This is a genomic window from Pseudomonas sp. NPDC090201 (genome assembly GCF_044746825.1).
Lineage (GTDB): Bacteria > Pseudomonadota > Gammaproteobacteria > Pseudomonadales > Pseudomonadaceae > Aquipseudomonas > Aquipseudomonas putida_AD.
This window is the reverse complement of record NZ_JBIVCX010000002.1, coordinates 764,307-783,032: the sequence shown is the minus strand read 5'-3', so window position 1 is coordinate 783,032 and position 18,726 is coordinate 764,307. Positions and strand designations below refer to the sequence as shown.

Annotated in this window: 20 protein-coding genes; 6 read left to right on the top strand and 14 right to left on the bottom strand. The window is 62.2% G+C overall.

Annotated elements, in window-relative coordinates; genetic code table 11:
* Positions 1-53 precede the first annotated feature (53 nt).
* Positions 54-1,355, bottom strand: coding sequence for a phosphate regulon sensor histidine kinase PhoR (phoR, locus tag ACIPOO_RS09745; protein WP_400606186.1), 1,302 nt, complete (start codon positions 1,353-1,355; stop codon positions 54-56).
* A gap of 48 nt (positions 1,356-1,403) precedes the next feature.
* Positions 1,404-2,093: a phosphate regulon transcriptional regulator PhoB gene (gene phoB / locus ACIPOO_RS09740; RefSeq protein ID WP_062379821.1), complete on the bottom strand. Its 690-nt coding sequence runs from the start codon at positions 2,091-2,093 to the stop codon at positions 1,404-1,406.
* Between the two features lie 171 nt (positions 2,094-2,264).
* Here phoB and ACIPOO_RS09735 point away from each other — a divergent pair, with 171 nt between their 5' ends.
* Positions 2,265-2,642, top strand: coding sequence for a hypothetical protein (locus ACIPOO_RS09735; RefSeq protein ID WP_400606184.1), 378 nt, complete (start codon positions 2,265-2,267; stop codon positions 2,640-2,642).
* A 47-nt stretch (positions 2,643-2,689) separates the two neighbouring features.
* Here ACIPOO_RS09735 and ubiA read toward each other — a convergent pair whose 3' ends face one another.
* The gene (gene ubiA, locus ACIPOO_RS09730; protein WP_400606182.1) at positions 2,690-3,580 is read right to left on the bottom strand and encodes a 4-hydroxybenzoate octaprenyltransferase; all 891 of its coding nucleotides are present in this window, start codon (positions 3,578-3,580) and stop codon (positions 2,690-2,692) included.
* Positions 3,580-4,155 (bottom strand): chorismate--pyruvate lyase family protein, encoded by a 576-nt coding sequence (locus ACIPOO_RS09725; RefSeq protein WP_400606180.1) that lies wholly within the window; start codon positions 4,153-4,155, stop codon positions 3,580-3,582. The genes ubiA and ACIPOO_RS09725 overlap by 1 nt, the downstream gene beginning before the upstream one ends.
* 204 nt (positions 4,156-4,359) lie before the next feature.
* Between ACIPOO_RS09725 and ACIPOO_RS09720 the strand changes: the two genes are divergently transcribed.
* The 4 genes from ACIPOO_RS09720 (at position 4,360) to ACIPOO_RS09705 (ending at position 6,751) form a co-directional block, all read left to right on the top strand.
* On the top strand, positions 4,360-4,527 hold the full coding sequence (locus ACIPOO_RS09720) for a rubredoxin (RefSeq protein WP_108236219.1): 168 nt from the start codon (positions 4,360-4,362) through the stop codon (positions 4,525-4,527).
* 34 nt (positions 4,528-4,561) lie between these two features.
* Positions 4,562-5,710: an NAD(P)/FAD-dependent oxidoreductase gene (locus ACIPOO_RS09715; RefSeq protein ID WP_400606177.1), complete on the top strand. Its 1,149-nt coding sequence runs from the start codon at positions 4,562-4,564 to the stop codon at positions 5,708-5,710.
* A gap of 190 nt (positions 5,711-5,900) precedes the next feature.
* Positions 5,901-6,176, top strand: a complete 276-nt coding sequence (locus ACIPOO_RS09710; protein WP_037017594.1) for an HU family DNA-binding protein — start codon at positions 5,901-5,903, stop codon at positions 6,174-6,176.
* A gap of 203 nt (positions 6,177-6,379) precedes the next feature.
* The gene (locus ACIPOO_RS09705; RefSeq protein ID WP_274135552.1) at positions 6,380-6,751 is read left to right on the top strand and encodes an SCP2 sterol-binding domain-containing protein; all 372 of its coding nucleotides are present in this window, start codon (positions 6,380-6,382) and stop codon (positions 6,749-6,751) included.
* Positions 6,752-6,946: 195 nt separating this feature from the next.
* Here ACIPOO_RS09705 and ACIPOO_RS09700 read toward each other — a convergent pair whose 3' ends face one another.
* From ACIPOO_RS09700 to exbB, 6 genes are all read right to left on the bottom strand, one after another.
* The gene (locus ACIPOO_RS09700; RefSeq protein ID WP_274135551.1) at positions 6,947-8,341 is read right to left on the bottom strand and encodes an aminoacyl-tRNA deacylase and HDOD domain-containing protein; all 1,395 of its coding nucleotides are present in this window, start codon (positions 8,339-8,341) and stop codon (positions 6,947-6,949) included.
* 85 nt (positions 8,342-8,426) lie between these two features.
* Positions 8,427-10,502, bottom strand: coding sequence for an ATP-dependent DNA helicase RecG (gene recG, locus ACIPOO_RS09695; protein WP_400606174.1), 2,076 nt, complete (start codon positions 10,500-10,502; stop codon positions 8,427-8,429).
* An 8-nt stretch (positions 10,503-10,510) separates the two neighbouring features.
* Complete coding sequence (locus tag ACIPOO_RS09690; protein ID WP_274135549.1) at positions 10,511-11,440, bottom strand: hydrogen peroxide-inducible genes activator; 930 nt, start codon at positions 11,438-11,440, stop codon at positions 10,511-10,513.
* Positions 11,441-11,531: 91 nt separating this feature from the next.
* Positions 11,532-12,275, bottom strand: a complete 744-nt coding sequence (locus tag ACIPOO_RS09685; RefSeq protein WP_274135548.1) for an energy transducer TonB — start codon at positions 12,273-12,275, stop codon at positions 11,532-11,534.
* Positions 12,272-12,697 carry a TonB system transport protein ExbD gene (gene exbD / locus ACIPOO_RS09680; RefSeq protein ID WP_274135547.1) on the bottom strand — a complete coding sequence of 142 codons (426 nt, stop codon included), beginning with the start codon at positions 12,695-12,697 and terminating at the stop codon, positions 12,272-12,274. Before exbD ends, ACIPOO_RS09685 begins: the two co-directional genes overlap by 4 nt.
* 3 nt (positions 12,698-12,700) lie before the next feature.
* Positions 12,701-13,672, bottom strand: coding sequence for a tonB-system energizer ExbB (exbB, locus tag ACIPOO_RS09675; protein WP_274135546.1), 972 nt, complete (start codon positions 13,670-13,672; stop codon positions 12,701-12,703).
* Between the two features lie 212 nt (positions 13,673-13,884).
* On the opposite strand from exbB, the gene ACIPOO_RS09670 reads away from it, so the two are divergent.
* The gene (locus ACIPOO_RS09670) at positions 13,885-14,739 is read left to right on the top strand and encodes an SDR family oxidoreductase (RefSeq protein WP_400606170.1); all 855 of its coding nucleotides are present in this window, start codon (positions 13,885-13,887) and stop codon (positions 14,737-14,739) included.
* Between the two features lie 123 nt (positions 14,740-14,862).
* Here the strand turns inward: ACIPOO_RS09670 and ACIPOO_RS09665 are convergent, their stop codons facing one another.
* The 4 genes from ACIPOO_RS09665 to rpoZ are packed head-to-tail and all read right to left on the bottom strand — an operon-like array spanning position 14,863 to position 18,497.
* A complete protein-coding gene (locus ACIPOO_RS09665) occupies positions 14,863-15,600 on the bottom strand; it encodes a hypothetical protein (RefSeq protein WP_274133122.1) in 738 nt (245 codons plus the stop codon).
* A gap of 59 nt (positions 15,601-15,659) precedes the next feature.
* On the bottom strand, positions 15,660-16,040 hold the full coding sequence (locus ACIPOO_RS09660; RefSeq protein WP_274133121.1) for a RidA family protein: 381 nt from the start codon (positions 16,038-16,040) through the stop codon (positions 15,660-15,662).
* A gap of 24 nt (positions 16,041-16,064) precedes the next feature.
* A complete protein-coding gene (gene spoT, locus ACIPOO_RS09655; protein ID WP_400606167.1) occupies positions 16,065-18,173 on the bottom strand; it encodes a bifunctional GTP diphosphokinase/guanosine-3',5'-bis pyrophosphate 3'-pyrophosphohydrolase in 2,109 nt (702 codons plus the stop codon).
* Positions 18,174-18,233: 60 nt separating this feature from the next.
* Complete coding sequence (rpoZ, locus tag ACIPOO_RS09650) at positions 18,234-18,497, bottom strand: DNA-directed RNA polymerase subunit omega (protein ID WP_400606164.1); 264 nt, start codon at positions 18,495-18,497, stop codon at positions 18,234-18,236.
* Positions 18,498-18,726: the final 229 nt, after the last annotated feature.

The window sequence follows — 18,726 nt, the reverse complement described above, 5'->3', positions numbered from 1 at the left end:
CTCACAAATGGAGGGCATAAGCAGCGCAATTTAGCGGCTATCTGCCGCCTTTACTAGGCCTTGGTCATCTGGACCGGGGCAAAGTTGCAGATAAACACACTGCCTTTGCCCAGCACGCTGTTGATCTCAAGCGAGCCACGGTGTCGCAACAGCACGTGCTTGACGATCGCAAGGCCCAGCCCCGTGCCACCGGTGTTGGAGGCGCGGCTGGAGTCCACCCGATAGAAACGCTCGGTCAGGCGGGGGATATGTTTGGGGTCGATGCCAATGCCAGAGTCCTGCACGCTCAGGTGCACGCCCCGGCCGTCGACCCACCAGCGGATGCGGATCTGGCCTTCGGCCTGGGTGTATTTGACCGCGTTGAAGATCAGGTTGGAGAACGCACTGCGCAATTCCGCTTCACTGCCCTTGAGGCTCGTGTCGCTATCGATATCCAGCGTGATCTTCTGATTCTTGCTGCCCGACAGCGCCTGCGCGTCGGCGGCGATGCTCTGTAGCAGGGCGGGTACCGCGATAGGCTGGTTGTCGGAGGGGTAGTCGGTGGCTTCGAGCTTGGCCAGCAGCAACAAGTCATTGAGTAGCGTCTGCATGCGCCCGCCTTGCTGCTGCATCTGTTGCAGCGCGCGGGCCCAGCGCGGGTTGATCTCGTCCACGTTGTCCAGCAGCGTCTCCAGGTACCCGCAGATCACGGTCAACGGCGTGCGCAGTTCGTGGGACACGTTCGCGACGAAGTCCTTGCGCATCTGCTCAAGCTGATACAGCCGGGTCACATCGCGCACCAGCATCAGGTGCTCATTGTTGCCGTAGCGGGTAATCAGCATCTGGATGCGCAGGCGGTCGTTGACCGGGGAGGGGATCTCAAGCGGCTCGGCGTAACTGCCTTGTTCGAAGTATTCCTTGAAGCGCGGATGGCGCACCAGGTTGGTCACCGGCTGGCCGCTGTCCTGGGGCGTCTTGAGGCCCAGCAGGGTTTCAGCGGCGCGGTTCCACCACTCCAGGTTGCCCTCGCTGTCGAGCATGATGACTGCGTCTTTGAGCGCTGCGGTGGATTCCTGAACACGGTCGATGACCGCCTGCAGGCGGCCTCGCACGCGCTGGTCGCGGCGTTGCAGGTGATAGATGCTGTCGAAGACTTCGCCCCACAGGCCGTATCCATCCGGTGGCGGCTCGTCAGGCTTGTGATGGCGCAGCCAGTGATGCAGGCGCATCAGCTGTTTGAGGGTCCAGGCCAGGTAAAAGCCCAGGCCGATTGTCAGGCACCAGCCGTAATGGCCGCTGACCAGGCCCGCCAGCAGCGAGACTGTAATCAACAGCAGCAGATGGCGGATCAGGGTGCCATGCCAGTTGTGGTTCAATTAACGCGTCCTTGTCTTCAGCGAACGGATTCGCTCCCAAAAGCTGTCTCAGCTTTTGGTGGAAAAACGGTAGCCAGTACCGCGGACGGTTTGTACCAGATTTTCGTAGGCATCACCGAGTGCTTTACGCAGGCGACGAATGTGTACATCAACGGTGCGCTCTTCGACGTAGACGTTGCCGCCCCAGACCTGGTCCAGCAACTGCCCGCGGGTGTAGGCGCGTTCCTGGTGAGTCATGAAGAACTGCAGCAGGCGGTATTCGGTCGGGCCCATCTCGGCAGGTTTGCCGTCGATGGTCACGCGGTGGCTGATCGGGTCCAGCAGCAGGCCGCCGACTTCGATTGGCGATTCGCCATCGTTGGGGCCAGCGCGGCGCAGCACGGCCTTGAGGCGTGCGACCAGCTCGCGAGGAGAGAATGGTTTGGTGATGTAGTCATCGGCGCCGACTTCAAGACCCTGGATCTTGTTGTCTTCTTCACCCTTGGCCGTGAGCATGATGATCGGGATGTCACCGGTCAGCTCGTCGCGCTTCAGGCGGCGGGCCAGCTCGATGCCGGACGTGCCGGGCAGCATCCAGTCGAGCAGGATCAGGTCGGGTTTGCGGTCGACGATGACGGCGTGAGCCTGTTGAGAGTTCTCCGCCTCCATGCAGTCATAGCCGGCCATTTCCAGCGCAACGGCGATCATTTCGCGAATGGGCGCTTCGTCGTCGACGATCAGAATGCTCCTGCCAACCATGCCTCGAACCTCATGTCATTTAACTGTCTTGGGGCGCATTAGATAACGGAATTATTGCAGTCGTGTGACAGGTTAGTTGGCCACGGGCGTAATGTCCGGTCCAGAGCTACGCTTGTGGTCTTGTCCCACAAAGATTGTCCCACCCTGGATCAACAAAAAGAGGATGTACCTATGGCTAGAATTTCCACTGCTGTTATGGGTCTCTTGGGCGCTGCCGCGCTGGCATCGTCCACACTGGCCTTCGCTCATCATCAGGCGATGGAAAAGGACGGCGTACTGACCGACCACCATGGCATGACGCTCTACACCTTCGACAAGGACACCTCGGCCGGCAAGTCGGTCTGCAATGACCAGTGCGCAACCAACTGGCCGCCGCTCAAGGCCGGTGCCGAAGACAAGGCCGAAGGCGACTGGACCATCATCAAGCGCGACGACGGTGCCTCGCAGTGGGTCTATAAAGGCAAGCCGCTGTACACCTATAAGGAAGACAAGGCCGGTGACAAGACCGGCGACGGTAAAGGTGGCGTCTGGCACGTTGCCAAGCCTTGAACTAGAGGCTGACGTTGCGCTGGCCTGCGGTCAGCGCAACCACCGCTTTACCTCAACCAATAGTCCAGCACGATCCCCACGAAAATCGCCAGTCCCGCCCAATGGTTATGCAGGAATGCCTTGAAGCAGGCCTGTGGATCCTTGCTGCGCGTAGACCAGAATTCCCAGGCGAAACAGCCGGCCGCCACCAGAAGGCCGAGGAAGAAATACAGCCCAAGCTCGAAGCGCGAACCGGCCAGCATCAGGCAGAACAGCGCCAGGCATTGCAGGGTCAGGATGATCACGCGGTCGGCATCGCCGAACAGCACAGCGGTGGATTTCACGCCGATCTTCAGGTCGTCCTCGCGGTCGGTCATCGCGTAGTAGGTGTCGTAGCCCACCGTCCATAACAGGTTGGCGATGTACAGCAGCCAGGCGGCGGCGGGCAGGTTGCCGGTCTCGGCGGTGAACGCCATCGGCATGCCCCAGGAGAACGCAGCGCCCAGCACCACCTGCGGGTAATAGGTGTAGCGCTTCATGAAGGGGTAAGTCGCGGCCAGCGCCAGGCCGCCGAATGACAGCCAGACTGTCGTGGCGTTGGTTAGCAGTACCAGCGCGAAGCTCAGCCCCACCAGCACCGCGAACAGCATCAGCGCTTCCCTGGAAGTGACCTTGCCGCTCACCAGCGGGCGCTGCTCGGTGCGTTTGACGTGGCCATCGACCTTGCGGTCGGCAAAGTCGTTGATCACGCAGCCGGCGGCACGCATCAGGAACACGCCGATCACGAAAATCAGCACGTTGCCCAGCGACGGCGAACCCTTGCCCGCGATCCACAAGGCCCACAGCGTCGGCCACAGCAGCAGGTAGATGCCGATGGGTTTATCGACGCGGGTCAGTTGAATGAAGTCCCAGGTGCGTGGGTGCAGGCGGTTCAGGGACTTGAGCAGCGACAGGTACATCAGTGACGCTCCTTGTTGAAGTCGGCGGCTTGATCGATGGCGTGCCAGACGGTGGGCAAAAACACTTCGGCCACCAGAATGCTCAAGCCACCACGGCTAAAGCACGACCGGCGCCCCCACAGGCCGTGCGCGGCATCGGCGTTCGGCAGCCATTCTTGCGGGTATTGGCAGATCTGCAACGGGCCGCGGGTGAAGGCGCGGTCGCTGAACAGCAGCTCGCCCAGTGAGCGGGTGCCCAGCTCATCCATGTGCAGGCCGTCGTGTTCCAGCGCCTGGCGGCCGGCCACACTGCGGGCGAACACCCACTTCTGGCCGTGGCCTTGCAGGTATACCTCGCGCACCCAACCCTCGCTGCCCTGGGGCAACTGCAAGGCGCTGCACTCATCGGCGCGCAGGGTCTGCCAGCCTTCGAACTGTGGCGCGACGCTGAAGCCATCGTGGGACAGGCGGGTCAGGCGGCGGGTCAGGGAGTCTTCGTGGAACAGCCACTCGAGGACGACAGGTTCGGGCGTTTGCGTCAGTTCATCGCGCAGCAGCCATCGGGGCGTCGGACTTGCAGGATTTTGCTGGATCACAGTGAGCAAACATTGGCAGTAATCGAGGCGGCGAGCTTAGCATGATTGCAGGGCCTCACTTGAAGCCGGGACGCGGCTTTGGCGTCAATGAAACTTGCGTCATCGCCCCCCGATCAGTAAAACGCCCTGACCCGGTTGAAAACCTGCGCGAGCACAGCGCGGCGGCCGGGCACGTTTAGCCTTGGAAAACGAGAGAACCGAACCATGAAAAAGTGGCAATGCATTGTCTGTGGCCTGATCTACAACGAAGCCGATGGCTGGCCTGATGACGGCATCGCGCCGGGCACCCGCTGGGAAGACGTACCCGAAGACTGGCTCTGCCCGGACTGCGGCGTAGGCAAAATGGACTTCGAAATGATCGAAATCGCCTGATCCGCCATTCCCCAAACGACTCAAGGAGAAATGAATGAACGCACCTGTGGTGATTGTCGGTACTGGCCTTGCGGGCTACAACCTGGCCCGGGAATTTCGCAAGCTCGATGGCCAAACGCCGCTGCTGCTGATCACCGCCGATGACGGGCGTTCCTACTCCAAACCCATGCTCTCCACCGGCTTTGGCAAGAACAAGGATGCCGACGGCCTGAGCATGGCCGAACCCGGCACCATGGCCGAGCAACTGAACGCCGAAGTGCGCACCCACACCCGGGTCAGCGGCATCGACCCTGGCCACAAGCGCCTGTGGATCGGCGAGGAAGCGGTGCACTATCGCGACCTGATCCTGGCCTGGGGCGCGCAAACGGTAAGCGTGCCGGTGGAAGGCGACGCCGGCGATGCGATCTTCCCGATCAACGATCTGGAAGACTACGCCCGCTTTCGCGCGGCGGCGGCAGGCAAGCGCCGGGTACTGATCCTGGGCGTGGGCCTGATCGGCTGCGAGTTCGCCAATGACCTGATCGTCGGCGGGCATGAGGTGGATCTGGTCGCGCCCTGTGAGCAGGTGATGCCGACGCTGTTGCATCCTGCAGCCGCAGCGGCGGTGCAGGCCGGGCTCGAAGGCTTGGGCGCGCGATTCCATCTGGGGCCGGTGCTGACGCGACTTTCGCGCCGTGAAGATGGCCTTGAGGCGCATCTCTCCGATGGCCAGGTGATCGAGTGCGATCTGGTGGTCTCGGCCATCGGCCTGCGCCCGCGCGTCGATCTGGCCGCCGCTGCCGGCCTTGAGACGGGCCGGGGCGTGGTGGTGGACCGTCACCTGAAAACCTCTCACGCCAACATCTACGCGCTGGGTGACTGCGCCGAGGTCGATGGCCTGAACCTGTTGTACGTGATGCCGCTGATGAGCTGCGCCCGGGCGCTGGCGCAAACCCTGGCGGGCACGCCGAATGCCGTCAAATACGGGCCGATGCCGATCACCGTGAAAACCCCGGTGTGCCCGCTGGTTGTCTCCCCCGTGCCCAAGGGCATGGAAGGCGTATGGACAGTCGAAGGGCAGGGCGCGGACATCAAGGCGCTGTGCCACGCCGCTGACGGAAGCCTCTTGGGATATGCCCTGACAGGCGCGGCGGTGATGGAGAAACTGGCCCTGAACAAGGCGCTGCCGCCGCTGCTGGCGTAAATAACTGTCGTTCTGTCGGATAAGGCACGTTTTTGTTGATACAAACGTCGCTCACGCACTGGCGTCGGAATCGGCGCCATGCCATCCTCATTGCGGTCTGCCGCTACGTAGAGCCGTTGCGGCACCTGCTCGCTGCCCCTGGAAGGGCTGCACGGGACATAAAAACAAAAAACCGTAAAAGAGGCTTCATATGCGTAAACCAGAACTCGCAGCCGCTATTGCTGAAAAAGCAGATCTCACCAAAGAACAAGCCAATCGTGTCCTCAACGCCGTCCTGGATGAAATCACCAACGCCTTGCACAAGAAGGACAGTGTGACGCTGGTTGGCTTTGGCACCTTCCTGCAACGCCATCGCGGCGCACGCACAGGTAAAAACCCACAGACCGGCGAGCCGGTGAAAATCAAGGCCAGCAACACCGTTGCGTTCAAGCCGGGCAAGTTCCTGAAAGACAGCGTCAATCCGTAATACCACGCTGGACGCCTTGCGGAGGGCGAACAGCGTACAGATGGGCATACCCGGACAGCGGGATGCCCATTTTTATTGCCCGCGTTTCGTGTGGTGCCACAACCACTTTGCGACCGGCAGGTTCTGCTTCTGTCCCTCATCATCAAGCCCGATACACTGCCGCTAAAAGCTGCATTGGCTGCTCAACGGTAGAGGTCTTGGACATGAAGTTTCGTTTTCTTCTCTGGATGCTGGGGCAGTTGATGGCCCGCGCCAGCCGCAACAACCCCGCATTCCAGCAACAACTGGCGGGCAAGGATCTGACCTTTCAATTGCAGACCACCGACGGCAAGGTGGCCCGGCATTTTGTCGTGCGTGATCAGCGTGTCGTCAGCCGGGGTGGCGCGGTAGCATCGCCAGCGTTCGCCATCTCATTCCGGGACGCCGCCTACGGCTTCGCCACGATGCAGGCGAAGAACAAGCAGTTGGCGTTCATGCAGGGGATTCAGGACAAGAACATTCAGGTGACCGGCAACACCGGCCTGGTGATGTGGTTTCAGGGCCTGACGAAGTACCTGAAACCGAAGAAGAAATAACGCGCAAACCCGTAGCAGTCCGGCTTGCCGGCGTCGACGCCCTCAAGATTGCCATCGTCCGGATGCGGCCCAGGCCAAGCGCGCTCCTACAAAGGGCTTGTGTTCACCTCAAACCCGTAGCAGCCGGGCTTGCCCGCGGGAGCGATCTTGAAGACGCCCCCGCCGGCAAGCCGTGCTGCTACGGGTCATGCGGTGTCAGTGAAACTGCGAAGCCAGTTCGCGCAGCAGCACTTCGGCTTCGAGCACTTTTTGCACCACTTCTTCGGCTTTCTCGCGCGGCAGCTCCAGGCGCTCGAACAGCTCGTCCGGGATGCCTTCCACCGGTCCCGAGCCAATGCCTTCCTTGCGCAGCAGACGTACCGCCAGGCACACCAGGTTGGCGTACTCGTGGTATTCGCCGGCGTACTGCGGGTCGTGCTGGAAGCGCAGGGCGGTCGCCAGTTCTTCGGGCATGTCCCAGTTGCGCATCAGCCAGGAACCGATCTGCTCGCGGCTGATGCCCAGCAGGTGCTGCTCCACGAAGCTGTGGTGCAGGTGCGGGTTCACTTCGATCTGGCGGCAGATCAGCGAGAAGTGCGGCGGAAACACGTGAGCCAGCAGCAGATAGCCGAAGTTGTGCAGCAGACCGGCCAGATAAGTCAGGCCGCTTTCCGGGCGCTTGGCGCGCGGCATGGCGCGGGTCAGGCCTTCGATTACCGCAGCGGTGTAGATCGACTGCTGCCAGTAAGGCGTGGCGTGCTGCGGATGGTCCTTCGGCAGTTCGAGGGTCTTGCCCAGTGCCAGGCCCAGGGCCAGGTTGATGACCAGGTCAAAGCCCAGCACGCGAACGATGGCGTCCTCGACCGAACGGATCTTGCCGGCAGAACCGTAATACGGCGATGCGGCCCAGCTGACGACCTGCGCGGCCAGCGCCGGATCGGTTTCCACGACGCCAGTGATGTCATCGATGGTGGCGTCCGGGTCTACTCGCAGCTTGATGATCTTCTGCGCGGTGTCGGCCAGCGGTGGAATTTCCACGGTCGCTTCCAGACGCTGCTGGATCCGGCGGGCCGTGAAGTTCTGCACCGCCTTGGTGATTTCCTCGCGGTCATCGTCAGGACGGGTCAGGTTCGGCTGCACGGAGGTGACGGGCTCGCCAAAACGCGCGGCGCTGGCTTTGCTCAGCAGGGTCTTGAAGTCGTCGCTGCCTATTTCCAGCAGCAGGCCTGGCTCGCCAGAATCGATCAGCACGGTCGATTCCTGCAGCACGCGCTCATCGTACAGGCAAGGCGAGCTGGTCAGCGCCGGAAGCGCCGGCAGGGCATGCAGATTGTTCTTGCCCAGCATCTGGCTCAGATGATCCTGCGAGACCGCCGTCAGCTTGCGCCCGGTGAGTTCGGTCAGGCGGTTGAGATCCAGCAGCTGATTTTGCGGGAACAGGATCAGCAATGCGCCGACGGAATCGTGTACCAGAATGGCCTGGACCTTCTGCGCGCTGGGGAGGTTTTCGTCGTCCATGACTTCGCGGTAGCTGATGGCAGCTTTGCCAAGCAACTGCCGGATGACAGACGGGGCGTGTTGGGTTGCGTCGATTTGGGCAACTTCTGTCATGGCCTGTATCCAGATTCCTACAATTGCTGAAGTATAACCAGCTTAGTTGTCGTATAGGTGAGACAAGTTCTTATTGCTGACTGAATCACACTTGCCCGTATTGCTGCCCGTGCCGCAGCCATCTTTCGAGCAAGGGGCTGACGTGTTGCGGCCAGCGTTCCAGCAGCGCCTGAGCGGCGTCTCTGACCGCGGGCAGCAGGTCGGCGTCGCGCATCAGGTCCGCGACCTTGAACTGCAACAGGCCCGTTTGTCGGGTGCCGAGCATCTCGCCCGGCCCGCGCAATTCGAGGTCTTTCTCGGCGATCACGAAGCCGTCGTTAGTCTCGCGCATGATGCCCAGACGCTGCTTGCCGATCTGTGACAATGGCGGGTGGTACAACAACACACAATGACTGGCCGCGCTACCCCGGCCAACCCGCCCGCGCAACTGGTGCAACTGCGCCAGGCCCAGGCGTTCCGGGTTCTCGATAATCATCAGGCTGGCATTGGGCACGTCCACGCCGACTTCGATCACCGTCGTCGCCACCAGCAGTTGCAGGTTGCCCTGCTTGAACTCGGCCATGACCGCAGCTTTTTCGGCGGGCTTCATGCGGCCGTGGATCAGCCCGACCTTGAGCTCGCCCAGTGCGCTGGTCAGTTCTTCAAAGGTGGTCTCGGCGGCCTGGCAGGTCAGCTCTTCGGATTCTTCGATCAGCGTGCACACCCAGTAGGCCTGACGGCCTTCGGCGCAGGCATTGCGCACGCGCTCGACCACCTCGATACGGCGGCTGTCGGCCACCAGCACGGTGTTGACCGGCGTGCGGCCCGGCGGCAGTTCGTCGAGGATCGAGGTATCTAGGTCGGCGTAGGCGCTCATCGCCAGGGTTCGCGGAATCGGCGTTGCGGTCATGATCAGCTGATGCGGGCACATCAGGCCGCCCACGCCTTTCTTGCGCAACGCCAGGCGCTGCTGCACACCGAAGCGGTGCTGTTCGTCGATGATGACCAGGGCCAGGTTCTTGAACTGCACCTCGTCCTGGAACAGCGCATGGGTGCCGACGACCATCGGCGCGCCGTTGGCGATCTGTTCCAGCGATGCGGCGCGGGCCTTGCCCTTGAGCTTGCCCGCCAGCCACGCAGTCTCGATGCCCAGCGGTTCGAGCCAGCGGGTGAAGTTGATGTAGTGCTGCTCGGCCAGAATCTCGGTGGGCGCCATCAGCGCGACCTGATACCCGGCTTCCAGTGCCTGCAATGCTGCCAGCGCCGCGACCACGGTTTTGCCTGCGCCGACGTCGCCCTGAATCAGCCGCAGCATCGGTTCCTGCTGACTGAGGTCGTAGGCGATTTCCTTGCCCACACGTTGCTGCGCGCCGGTAGGCGGGAAGCCGAGGTTGGCGAGGAACTGTCTGGGCAGGCGCTTGGCAATCGGCAGCGCCGGGGCGCGTTGGGAGCGCAGGCTTTCACGCAGGCGTTGCTGGGAAAGCTGGTGCGTCAGCAGTTCTTCGAATGCCAGCCGGTGCTGTGCCCAGTGATGGCCCAGCGCGAGCTCTTCGACATCGGCGTCGGCCGGCGGGTGATGCAGGTAGTGGATGGCATCGGCCAGCGGCGCCAGTTGGTAGTCCCGGGCCAGTTCGTCCGGCAGCCAGTCCGGCAGGCTGCGCGGGCCGAGCATGCCCAGGCTCTGCTGGGTCAACTGGCGCAGGCGCTGCTGGGTCAGGCCTTCGGTGGTCGGGTAGATCGGGGTGAGGGTCTGCTCCACCGCGATGTGCTCTTCGCCGGTGATGGCGCGGTATTCGGGGTGATAGATTTCCAGCCCCGACGCGCCGGGCCGGGCTTCGCCGTAGCAACGTACGTGGGTCCCACGCTTGAGACCGTCTTTCTGGGCATTGCTGAAGTGATAGAAGCGCAGGCTCAGCACGCCCGTGCCGTCACCCAGCCGCACCAGCAGGCTGCGGCGCTTGCCCATGACCACGTCTGCGCCACTGACCACGCCTTCGATTACCGCATCCTGCCCGGGCCGCAAGGCGCCGATGGGCACGACGCGGGTGCGGTCCTGATAACGCAGGGGCAGGTGGAACAGTACGTCCTGGATATTTTCCAGTCCGACTTTCGCCAGCTTTTCAGCCATGGCCTCGCCGACGCCCTTGAGCGCCGTGACCGAGACGTGAGACAGCTCCGTCATACCGCTACTTAGCTCGCCTGTGCCTGGGCTTTGGGGCGGGCTACGGAGCACAGGCGGATCGAGTCGGCCAGGATCTCGATGGCCTTTGGACGCGGGAAACTGGCACGCCAGGCGATGGCGACGGTGCGGAACGGAACCGGTGCGGACAGCGGACGAACCTCGATCACGCCGGGGGCGTAATGGTGGCTGTCAACGGCCGACATCGGCAGGATCGAAACGCCCAGGCCCGAAGCCACCATGTGGCGGATGGTTTCCAGCGAGCTGGACTCGACCGTGGTGTGCTTGGCGCTGTCGCCGCCCTTGACCAGGGTCGGGCAGGCTTCGAGCACCTGGTCGCGGAAGCAGTGGCCTTCGCCCAGCAGCAACAGGCTCTTGTCGTTGAGCGCTGCGGCGTCGATGGAGGTCTTCTGGGTCCAGGGGTGATCGGCCGGCATCAACACGTAGAACGGCTCGTCGTACAGGGACATGGTCAGTACGTCGGCTTCGTTGAACGGCAGGGCGATGATGATCGCGTCGAGTTCACCGTTGCGCAGTTTGTCGCGCAGCACGTGGGTGAAGTTCTCTTCGATATACAACGGCATCTGCGGGGCGACCCGGTGCAGTTGCGGAATCAGGTGGGGAAACAGGTAAGGGCCGACGGTGTAGATGGCGCCGACCTTCAGCGGGGCGGTCAGTTGGTTCTTGCCGGTCTGGGCCAGTTCACGGATGCCCTGGGCCTGTTCGAGCACCTTCTGCGCTTGAGCCACGATGCCCTCGCCAACCGGCGTCAGACGTACCGCACTCTTGCTGCGCTCGAAAATCAGCACACCGAGTTCATCTTCCAGCTTCTTCACGCCTACCGATAGGGTCGGCTGGCTGACGTGGCAGCGTTCGGCGGCATGGCCGAAATGCTGCTCTTGAGCGAGGGTAACGATATAGCGCAATTCTGTGAGGGTCATAGCGTGCGTCCATGAAGTTGCGGCCCCAGCATAGCGGGTGCAATCGATAGACGCACGTTATCAAACCCTCTGTTGTCGCAAAATCACCGTTTCAACGTTTATCCAGGGAATAAACGAAGGGCGCGACCACTTCCAGCGTGCCGTTGTTGAGCAGTTCGGCCGGCGGCTTTGGCAACGGCTGGGCACGACGAATCATTTCCAGTGTGGCCCGATCCAGCGAGGCACTGCCTGAACCGCCGGCAATTTCGTAGGACAGTACGCGGCCTTCGCCATCCACGACGAAGCGCAGACGGTTGATGCCCTGCATGCCACGACGACGCGCATCATCCGGATACTTCTTGTACTTGCTCAGGTGGCGCAACAGATCGCCCTGCCAGCTTGGCAGTGCGGTGCTCGGTGGCGTTGGCGGAGCAGGTTCCGGTGCGGCCGATTTCTCGGGCTTTGCGGTCGAAGGGGGAGTGTCCACCGGCTTTTCATCGGCAGGCTTTTCTTCCTTCGGCGGCTCGACCTTTTTAACGGGCTTTGGCGGCTGTGGTTTCGGCTTGGGCTTGACCGGTTTTGGAATGGCGATTTCCGGCTTCGGCGCTTCGGCGATTGGCGGAATCGGCAGTTCCTCTTCCGGCGCAGGCGGCTGCGGCGGTTGCACCACTTTGGGCGGTGGAGGCGGAGCGGGCTCGGGTACAGGCGCCAGCTCAACCATCATCGCCGCCGGTGGCAGCTCGATGGCCTGCGGGGCGGACCAGTGCAGCGCGACGAAGATCGCCCCGGCATGGACCGCCAGCACCAACAACAGACTACCGCTATAGCGCGTCAGTTTTTGGCGCGTATTGATCATTTCTTACCAACCGTCTCAAGACCGACCAGGCCGACTTTCAGGTAACCGGCCCCGCGCAGCGCGTTCATGACTTCCATCAGGTCGCCGTAATCCACGCCCTTGTCGGCCTGGAAGAAGATGGTGGTGTCTTTCTTGCCCTTGGTCTTGGCGTCCAGCACCGGACCGATCTGCTCGCGAGCGACCTTCTCGTCGCCCAGGTACAGGCTCTGGTCGGCCTTGACGCTCAGGAAGATCGGCTTCTCGGGTCGGGGCGCCGGCTTGGCCGTGGAGGCGGGCAGGTCGACCTTGATGTCCACGGTGGCCAGAGGCGCCGCCACCATGAAGATGATCAACAGCACCAGCATGACGTCGATGAACGGCGTCACGTTGATTTCGTGGTTCTCGGCGAGGTCATCGCCACCTTCGTTTAGATGCAGGCCCATGGCTTACCCCATTTTTACCATGTGCGGTTGCTGGGCACGTTCGGCGGTCGGCTGGTGGTCCAGGTCGCGGCTGACCAGCAGCAGTACCTGGGCCGAGGCATCGGAGACCTGCGCCTTGTAGCCTGCGATGGAGCGGGCGAAGACGTTGTAGATGACAACGGCAGGAATCGCCGCAACCAGGCCCAGTGCGGTGGCCAGGAGTGCCTCGGCGATGCCGGGAGCGACGACTGCAAGGTTGGTGGTCTGGGTCTTGGCGATGCCGATGAAGCTGTTCATGATGCCCCACACGGTACCGAACAGGCCGACGAAGGGCGCGGTGGAGCCGATGGTGGCGAGCACGCCGGTGCCCATGCTCATGTTGCGGCCGCAAGCGGCAACCAGACGCTCCAGGCGGAAGCTGACGCGCTCCTTGATGCCTTCGCGCTCGCGGCTGTTGACCGACAGGTGCATTTCTTCGAGGGCATCGTGCACCAGCAGGTTGGCCAGGGTGCCTTGCTTCTTGGCACCGGCGCTGGCTTCGTCCAGAGTACGGGCGCGCTTGAGGGCGGCGATTTCACCCTTGAGGCGACGCTTGGCGCCCAGCAGCTCGAAGCCTTTGGCGATCCAGATGGTCCAGGTGATGATCGAGGCGATGGCCAGGCCAATCATCACGGCTTTGACGACGATGTCGGCGTTCTTGTACATGCCCCATGGCGACAGGTCGTGGGACATGCCCAGGCTGTTGTCTTCGGCAGCGGCTTCAACCGACTCGACCGGTGCAGCGTCCTGAACGGCAGGGGCTGCGGTGGTGTCAACTGGCGTAGCGGCAGGGGCTGCAGGTTGAACCGCCGGTGCCGGGGACTGAGCCGGAGCGTTCGAGTCGGCCAGCGCCACAGGCGCCAGCATGAGGCTGAACAATACGGCGGCAATCGCGCGACCTGCACGTGGCAGGGCCGAAGACGTGATCGACGAAGCGGGGGATTGATTAAGTGTCATGCTGGCCCGACCTGATATGAAAAAGGTGTTTCGTTCTGAATGCGACGCGCTGGCACGAGGCGAGCGGTGAAGAACAAAGGGCCGATATTATTGCAAGTAATTCTTGTTAACAAAAGTAATAGAGTATCTTTTTTTAACACGAATGCGTCCCGATGGTCGCATTCCAGCCTTGTTTTACGGACTAGAACCTACTTTTGATGTGGAGATTGGCCATGACGGTGCCATCCGTTTTGATAGCTGGCTGCGGGGATATTGGCGGGCGTCTGGCCGCTGAGCTGTTGCCTCAGGGGTGGACGGTCTACGGATTGCGCAGGAGTGTCGCCAAGCTGCCCCGCGGCGTGCGCGGGGTCAGTGGCGACCTGTTCGACGCACGCATGCCCGAGCAATGGCCGGAAGGGCGTATCGATTACCTGGTCTACAGCGCGACGCCCAGTCAGCGCGATGAAGCAGGGTATCGCGCGGCGTATGTCCAGGGCTTGCGCCACGTGCTGGCCTGGACCGAACGCAGCGGGCAGCGGCCCAAGCGGATTCTGTTCGTCTCCAGCAGCAGCGTGTATGGGCAGCAGGACGGGGAGTGGATCGACGAGACGTCGCCTGCCGAAGGCACAGGCTTTTCCGGACAGGTGATGCGCGAGGCCGAGCAGGTGGCGCTGAACAGTGGCATCCCTGCAAGCATCGTCAGGCTCACCGGGATCTACGGTCCGGGGCGCAGTGACCTGATGAATCGTGTGCGTCAGGGCTACAGCGTGGCCGTTGAGCCACCTCTCTATGGCAACCGGATTCATGCCGACGATGCGGCGGGCTTGCTGGCGTTTCTGCTGCAGGCCGATGCGCGCGGCGTGGCGCTCGAGGATTGCTACCTGGGCGTCGATGACGCGCCTGTGGCGCTGGCTGAGGTGGTCGACTGGATGCGCGAGCGCCTGGGAGTGACGCAGTGGTCGGATGAAAACAGCGTTCGCCGCGCAGGCAGCAAGCGGTGCAGCAATGCACGGGCCAAAGCGCTGGGGTGGGCGCCGCGTTATGCCAGTTACAAGGAAGGGTATGAGGCGATGTTGGCTGGCGAGTGATCGTCCATCCACACAAAACCCTGTAGGAGCGCGCTTGCCCGCGACGGCGGTGTGTCAGGCGATGGCTGTGTTGAATTCATCGACGCTGTCGCGGGCAAGCGCGCTCCTACAGGTTGGTGTGGATCAGTTTTTCTCCAGCACCCAATGCCGCTCGCCCGGACGCAGGTCGGGCATTTCGGTTGGCTGGGCGTTGTTCACCGCCTGGAAAATCTCCAGCTGCTTGCCCGTGCGCACGAACACCCACGGATTGCCGCGCTCGTTCTTTTCCAGCCACATGCTGTCGTATTCGCCGCTCATGGCAGCGCAGTCGCCGGCCAGACAAAGTGCGTAGCGGTCATTGCCCGGCAGGCCGCTGACGGTACCGTCCGGCTGGAATTCGACGATGCTGCCTTCACCTTCGCCATTGACGATTTTCCACTTGCCACCCAGATAGGCGGTGTAGAGCGCCCGTTCGAAGGCTGCACCCGGCTGTGCGCCGGCCTGTGCGGCTTCCTTGGGTTGGCGGAAATGCTGTTCGGGTCCTGTGTCGCTGGCGTTCTGCACCAGTTCATCGCCCTTGAGCTTCAGATCGTCAGAGGCGCTGCCATAGACGTTGACCTTCCACAGACCCTCGGGGTCTTTGGCGATCTTGCCTTCGGTCAGCTCGAAACCGTTATAGGACGTAGCCTGGCCTGCCGCCGTATTGATGTTCCATTCCAGCGTCGGGCCATACGCCAGCAGCGATTGGCGCAGATTGCCACCTTCGGCAGCGGCATCGATGGCAGCCTGGTTGATCCAGACGCCGTCGGGCGTCTTGTTGGAATGGCTGGCGCAACCGCTCAATAGCGCGGCCAGCAGCGAGAGGGCAAATGCGATACGCATATGCGGAGTCCTTTCTTTGCTCGGGGGTAGCGGAGCGTGGATGCGCTCCGCGAGGGGATTTACTCGAGGACCAGCACGGCGTCCATTTCAACCTGGGCGCCACGCGGCAGGGCAGCGACGCCGATTGCAGCGCGTGCCGGGTAAGGCTGTTCGAAGTATTTACCCATGATTTCGTTGACCTTGGCGAAGTGGCTCAGGTCGGTCAGGAAGATGTTCAGCTTGACGATGTCCTTGAACGAACCGCCAGCCGCTTCAGCCACGGCTTTCAGGTTCTCGAACACCTGGACGGTCTGGGCTTCGAAGCCTTCGACCAGTTCCATGGTCTTGGGGTCCAGAGGAATCTGGCCGGACATGTAGACAGTGTTGCCTGCCTTGATCGCCTGCGAGTAAGTGCCGATTGCGGCCGGGGCTTTGTCGCTGGAGATGACGGTCTTGCTCATGAAAAACTCCTGTTGGCGGTTTGGCTACGCGCGCATGCGGGTGATGCGTATCACGCCGGTCAGGGCGCGCAGTTTCTTGATCACGCGGGCCAGATGCACACGGTCGTGCACGCTGACCACCAGTTGAACCACGCTGATGCGGCCATCGCGCTCGTCCATGCTGATTTTTTCGATGTTGCCATCCGCTGCGTTGACGCTGCTGGCCAGCAGGGCAATGAGCCCGCGCTGGTGTTCCAGCTCGACGCGCAGCTCGACGTTGAATTCGCCGGTGACGTCCTTGGCCCAGGAAAGCTGGATGCATTTTTCCGGGTTGTGGCGGATTTCACTGATGTTGCGGCAGTTGTCCAGGTGCACGACCATGCCTTTGCCCGCCGAGAGATGGCCGACGATCGGGTCCCCCGGAATCGGTGTGCAGCATTTGGCGTAGCTGAGCACCAGGCCCTCGGTGCCGCGAATCGCCAGCGGCCCTTCGGCGCTTGGCAGCTCCTCGCCTTCGCTGGCCAGCAGGCGGCGCGCCACGACGTAGGCCATGCGGTTGCCCAGGCCGACGTCTTCAAGGAGATCTTCGATGACTTCGACCCGGTACTCGGCCAGGATCGCTTGCAGGCGTTCGCGCGGGATCTTGTCCAGGCTGCTGTCGAAGCCGTTGAGCACCTTGTTCAGCAGGCGTTCGCCCAGGCTGATGGACTCGGAACGGCGCTGCAGCTTGAGGGCGTGACGGATATGGGTACGCGCCTTGCCGGTGACGACGAAATTGAGCCAGGCAGGGTTGGGTCGTGCGCCCGGCGCGCTGACGATCTCAACCGTCGAGCCGCTTTGCAGCGGTTCGGACAGCGGCGCCAGGCGGCGGTTGATCCGGCAGGCGATGCAGCTGTTGCCGACGTCGGTGTGCACCGCATAGGCGAAGTCCACCGCTGTGGAGCCCTTGGGCAGCTCCATGATCCGGCCCTTGGGCGTGAACACGTAGACCTCGTCCGGGAACAGGTCGATCTTCACGCTTTCGATGAATTCCAGCGAGTTGCCGGCGCGTTGCTGCATTTCCAGCACGCCCTTGACCCACTGGCGGGCGCGAGCGTGAGTGCCCTTGGGCTGCTCGTCGCCAGAAGACTTGTACAGCCAGTGCGCGGCGATCCCGTTGTTGGCCATCTCTTCCATTTCCCGGGTGCGGATCTGGATTTCGATGGGCACGCCGTGCATGCCGAACAGCGTGGTGTGCAACGACTGGTAGCCGTTGGCCTTGGGAATCGCGATGTAATCCTTGAAGCGGCCGGGCAGGGGTTTGTACAAATTATGTACAGCGCCGAGCACGCGGTAGCAGGTGTCGACCTTGTCGACGATGATCCGGAACGCATAGACGTCCATGATCTCGTTGAAGGCCCGACGCTTGCCGCGCATCTTCTTGTAGATGCCGTAGAGGTGTTTCTGCCGGCCGCTGACTTCGCCCTCGATGCCATCGACCGCCAGGCAGTGGCTCAGCGATTCTTCGATCTTGTTGACCAGTTCCTTGCGGTTGCCGCGGGCGCGCTTGACGGCCTGGCCAATGCGCGTGGAGCGCATCGGGTACATGGCCTTGAAACCCAGGTCTTCGAATTCGATACGCACGCTGTGCATGCCCAGGCGGTTGGCGATGGGCGCGTAGATTTCGAGGGTTTCCTTGGCAATGCGGCGGCGTTTCTCGCCCGACAGCACTTCCAGGGTGCGCATGTTGTGCAGGCGGTCGGCCAGCTTGACCAGGATCACGCGGATGTCGCGCGCCATGGCCATGGCCATCTTCTGGAAGTTCTCGGCCTGCGCCTCGGCCTTGGTCTCGAAGTTCATCTGGGTCAGTTTGCTGACCCCATCGACCAGTTCGGCCACGGTTTCGCCGAACTGCGCACACAGCGCTTCCTTGGCGATGCCGGTGTCTTCGATCACGTCATGCAGCATCGCGGCCATCAGGCTCTGATGGTCCATGTGCATGTCGGCAAGGATATTGGCCACCGCCAGCGGATGCGTGACGTAGGCTTCACCGCTGCGACGGCGTTGGCCGTCGTGGGCTTGTTCGGCGTAGAAGTACGCTCGGCGAACCAGGTTGACCTGGTCAGTGCCGAGGTAGGTCGAGAGGCGATCGGCGAGGGCGTCTATGCTCGGCAAGATAGGACTCCTTGCCGAGGGCTGTGACCCTGCGCCTTGCTACGTCGACCGGGCATAGGCTTAGACGGCCTCGTTGGACTCGTCCTCGAACGCTGCGAACAGTGGTTCATCTTCAACGATTTCGGCTTCTGCAATGACGGAGTAGTCCATCAGGCCTTCTGCGATTTCACGCAGGGCAACAACGGTAGGCTTGTCGTTTTCCCAGGCTACTTTAGGCTCTTTACCGCCGGTAGCCAGTTGACGCGAACGCTTGGTGGCGAGCATGACCAGCTCAAAGCGGTTATCTACATGTTCCAGGCAGTCTTCAACGGTCACGCGGGCCATGGGTATTCCTCGTAGCAAATGCGGTATGCGCGGTGCCCGGATGGGCGAGCGGACTCGGTAGTTTACAAGTGGACAGGCAAAAGCTTCAAGCGGCAAGCCACGAGCGGTCGGTTTTGACACGTTTTCAATGCTTTGCCCGGCCCCGTAGGAGCGCGCTTGCCCGCGATGGCGTCAATCAATCCAACACAATCATTGCCTGACACACCGCCATCGCGGGCAAGCGCGCTCC

Bases quoted from the DNA above. Each gene is read 5' to 3' on its own strand.
- ACIPOO_RS09660 (WP_274133121.1), bottom strand. From the start codon at position 16,040: ATGAGCAAGACCGTCATCTCCAGCGACAAAGCCCCGGCCGCAATCGGC.
- ACIPOO_RS09700 (WP_274135551.1), bottom strand. From the start codon at position 8,341: ATGACAGAAGTTGCCCAAATCGACGCAACCCAACACGCCCCGTCTGTC.
- ACIPOO_RS09735 (WP_400606184.1), top strand. From the start codon at position 2,265: ATGGCTAGAATTTCCACTGCTGTTATGGGTCTCTTGGGCGCTGCCGCG.
- ACIPOO_RS09705 (WP_274135552.1), top strand. From the start codon at position 6,380: ATGAAGTTTCGTTTTCTTCTCTGGATGCTGGGGCAGTTGATGGCCCGC.
- ACIPOO_RS09665 (WP_274133122.1), bottom strand. From the start codon at position 15,600: ATGCGTATCGCATTTGCCCTCTCGCTGCTGGCCGCGCTATTGAGCGGT.
- ACIPOO_RS09715 (WP_400606177.1), top strand. From the start codon at position 4,562: ATGAACGCACCTGTGGTGATTGTCGGTACTGGCCTTGCGGGCTACAAC.
- ubiA (WP_400606182.1), bottom strand. From the start codon at position 3,580: ATGTACCTGTCGCTGCTCAAGTCCCTGAACCGCCTGCACCCACGCACC.
- exbD (WP_274135547.1), bottom strand. From the start codon at position 12,697: ATGGGCCTGCATCTAAACGAAGGTGGCGATGACCTCGCCGAGAACCAC.
- phoB (WP_062379821.1), bottom strand. From the start codon at position 2,093: ATGGTTGGCAGGAGCATTCTGATCGTCGACGACGAAGCGCCCATTCGC.
- ACIPOO_RS09710 (WP_037017594.1), top strand. From the start codon at position 5,901: ATGCGTAAACCAGAACTCGCAGCCGCTATTGCTGAAAAAGCAGATCTC.
- ACIPOO_RS09720 (WP_108236219.1), top strand. From the start codon at position 4,360: ATGAAAAAGTGGCAATGCATTGTCTGTGGCCTGATCTACAACGAAGCC.
- recG (WP_400606174.1), bottom strand. From the start codon at position 10,502: ATGACGGAGCTGTCTCACGTCTCGGTCACGGCGCTCAAGGGCGTCGGC.
- ACIPOO_RS09690 (WP_274135549.1), bottom strand. From the start codon at position 11,440: ATGACCCTCACAGAATTGCGCTATATCGTTACCCTCGCTCAAGAGCAG.
- ACIPOO_RS09685 (WP_274135548.1), bottom strand. From the start codon at position 12,275: ATGATCAATACGCGCCAAAAACTGACGCGCTATAGCGGTAGTCTGTTG.
- ACIPOO_RS09670 (WP_400606170.1), top strand. From the start codon at position 13,885: ATGACGGTGCCATCCGTTTTGATAGCTGGCTGCGGGGATATTGGCGGG.
- exbB (WP_274135546.1), bottom strand. From the start codon at position 13,672: ATGACACTTAATCAATCCCCCGCTTCGTCGATCACGTCTTCGGCCCTG.
- rpoZ (WP_400606164.1), bottom strand. From the start codon at position 18,497: ATGGCCCGCGTGACCGTTGAAGACTGCCTGGAACATGTAGATAACCGC.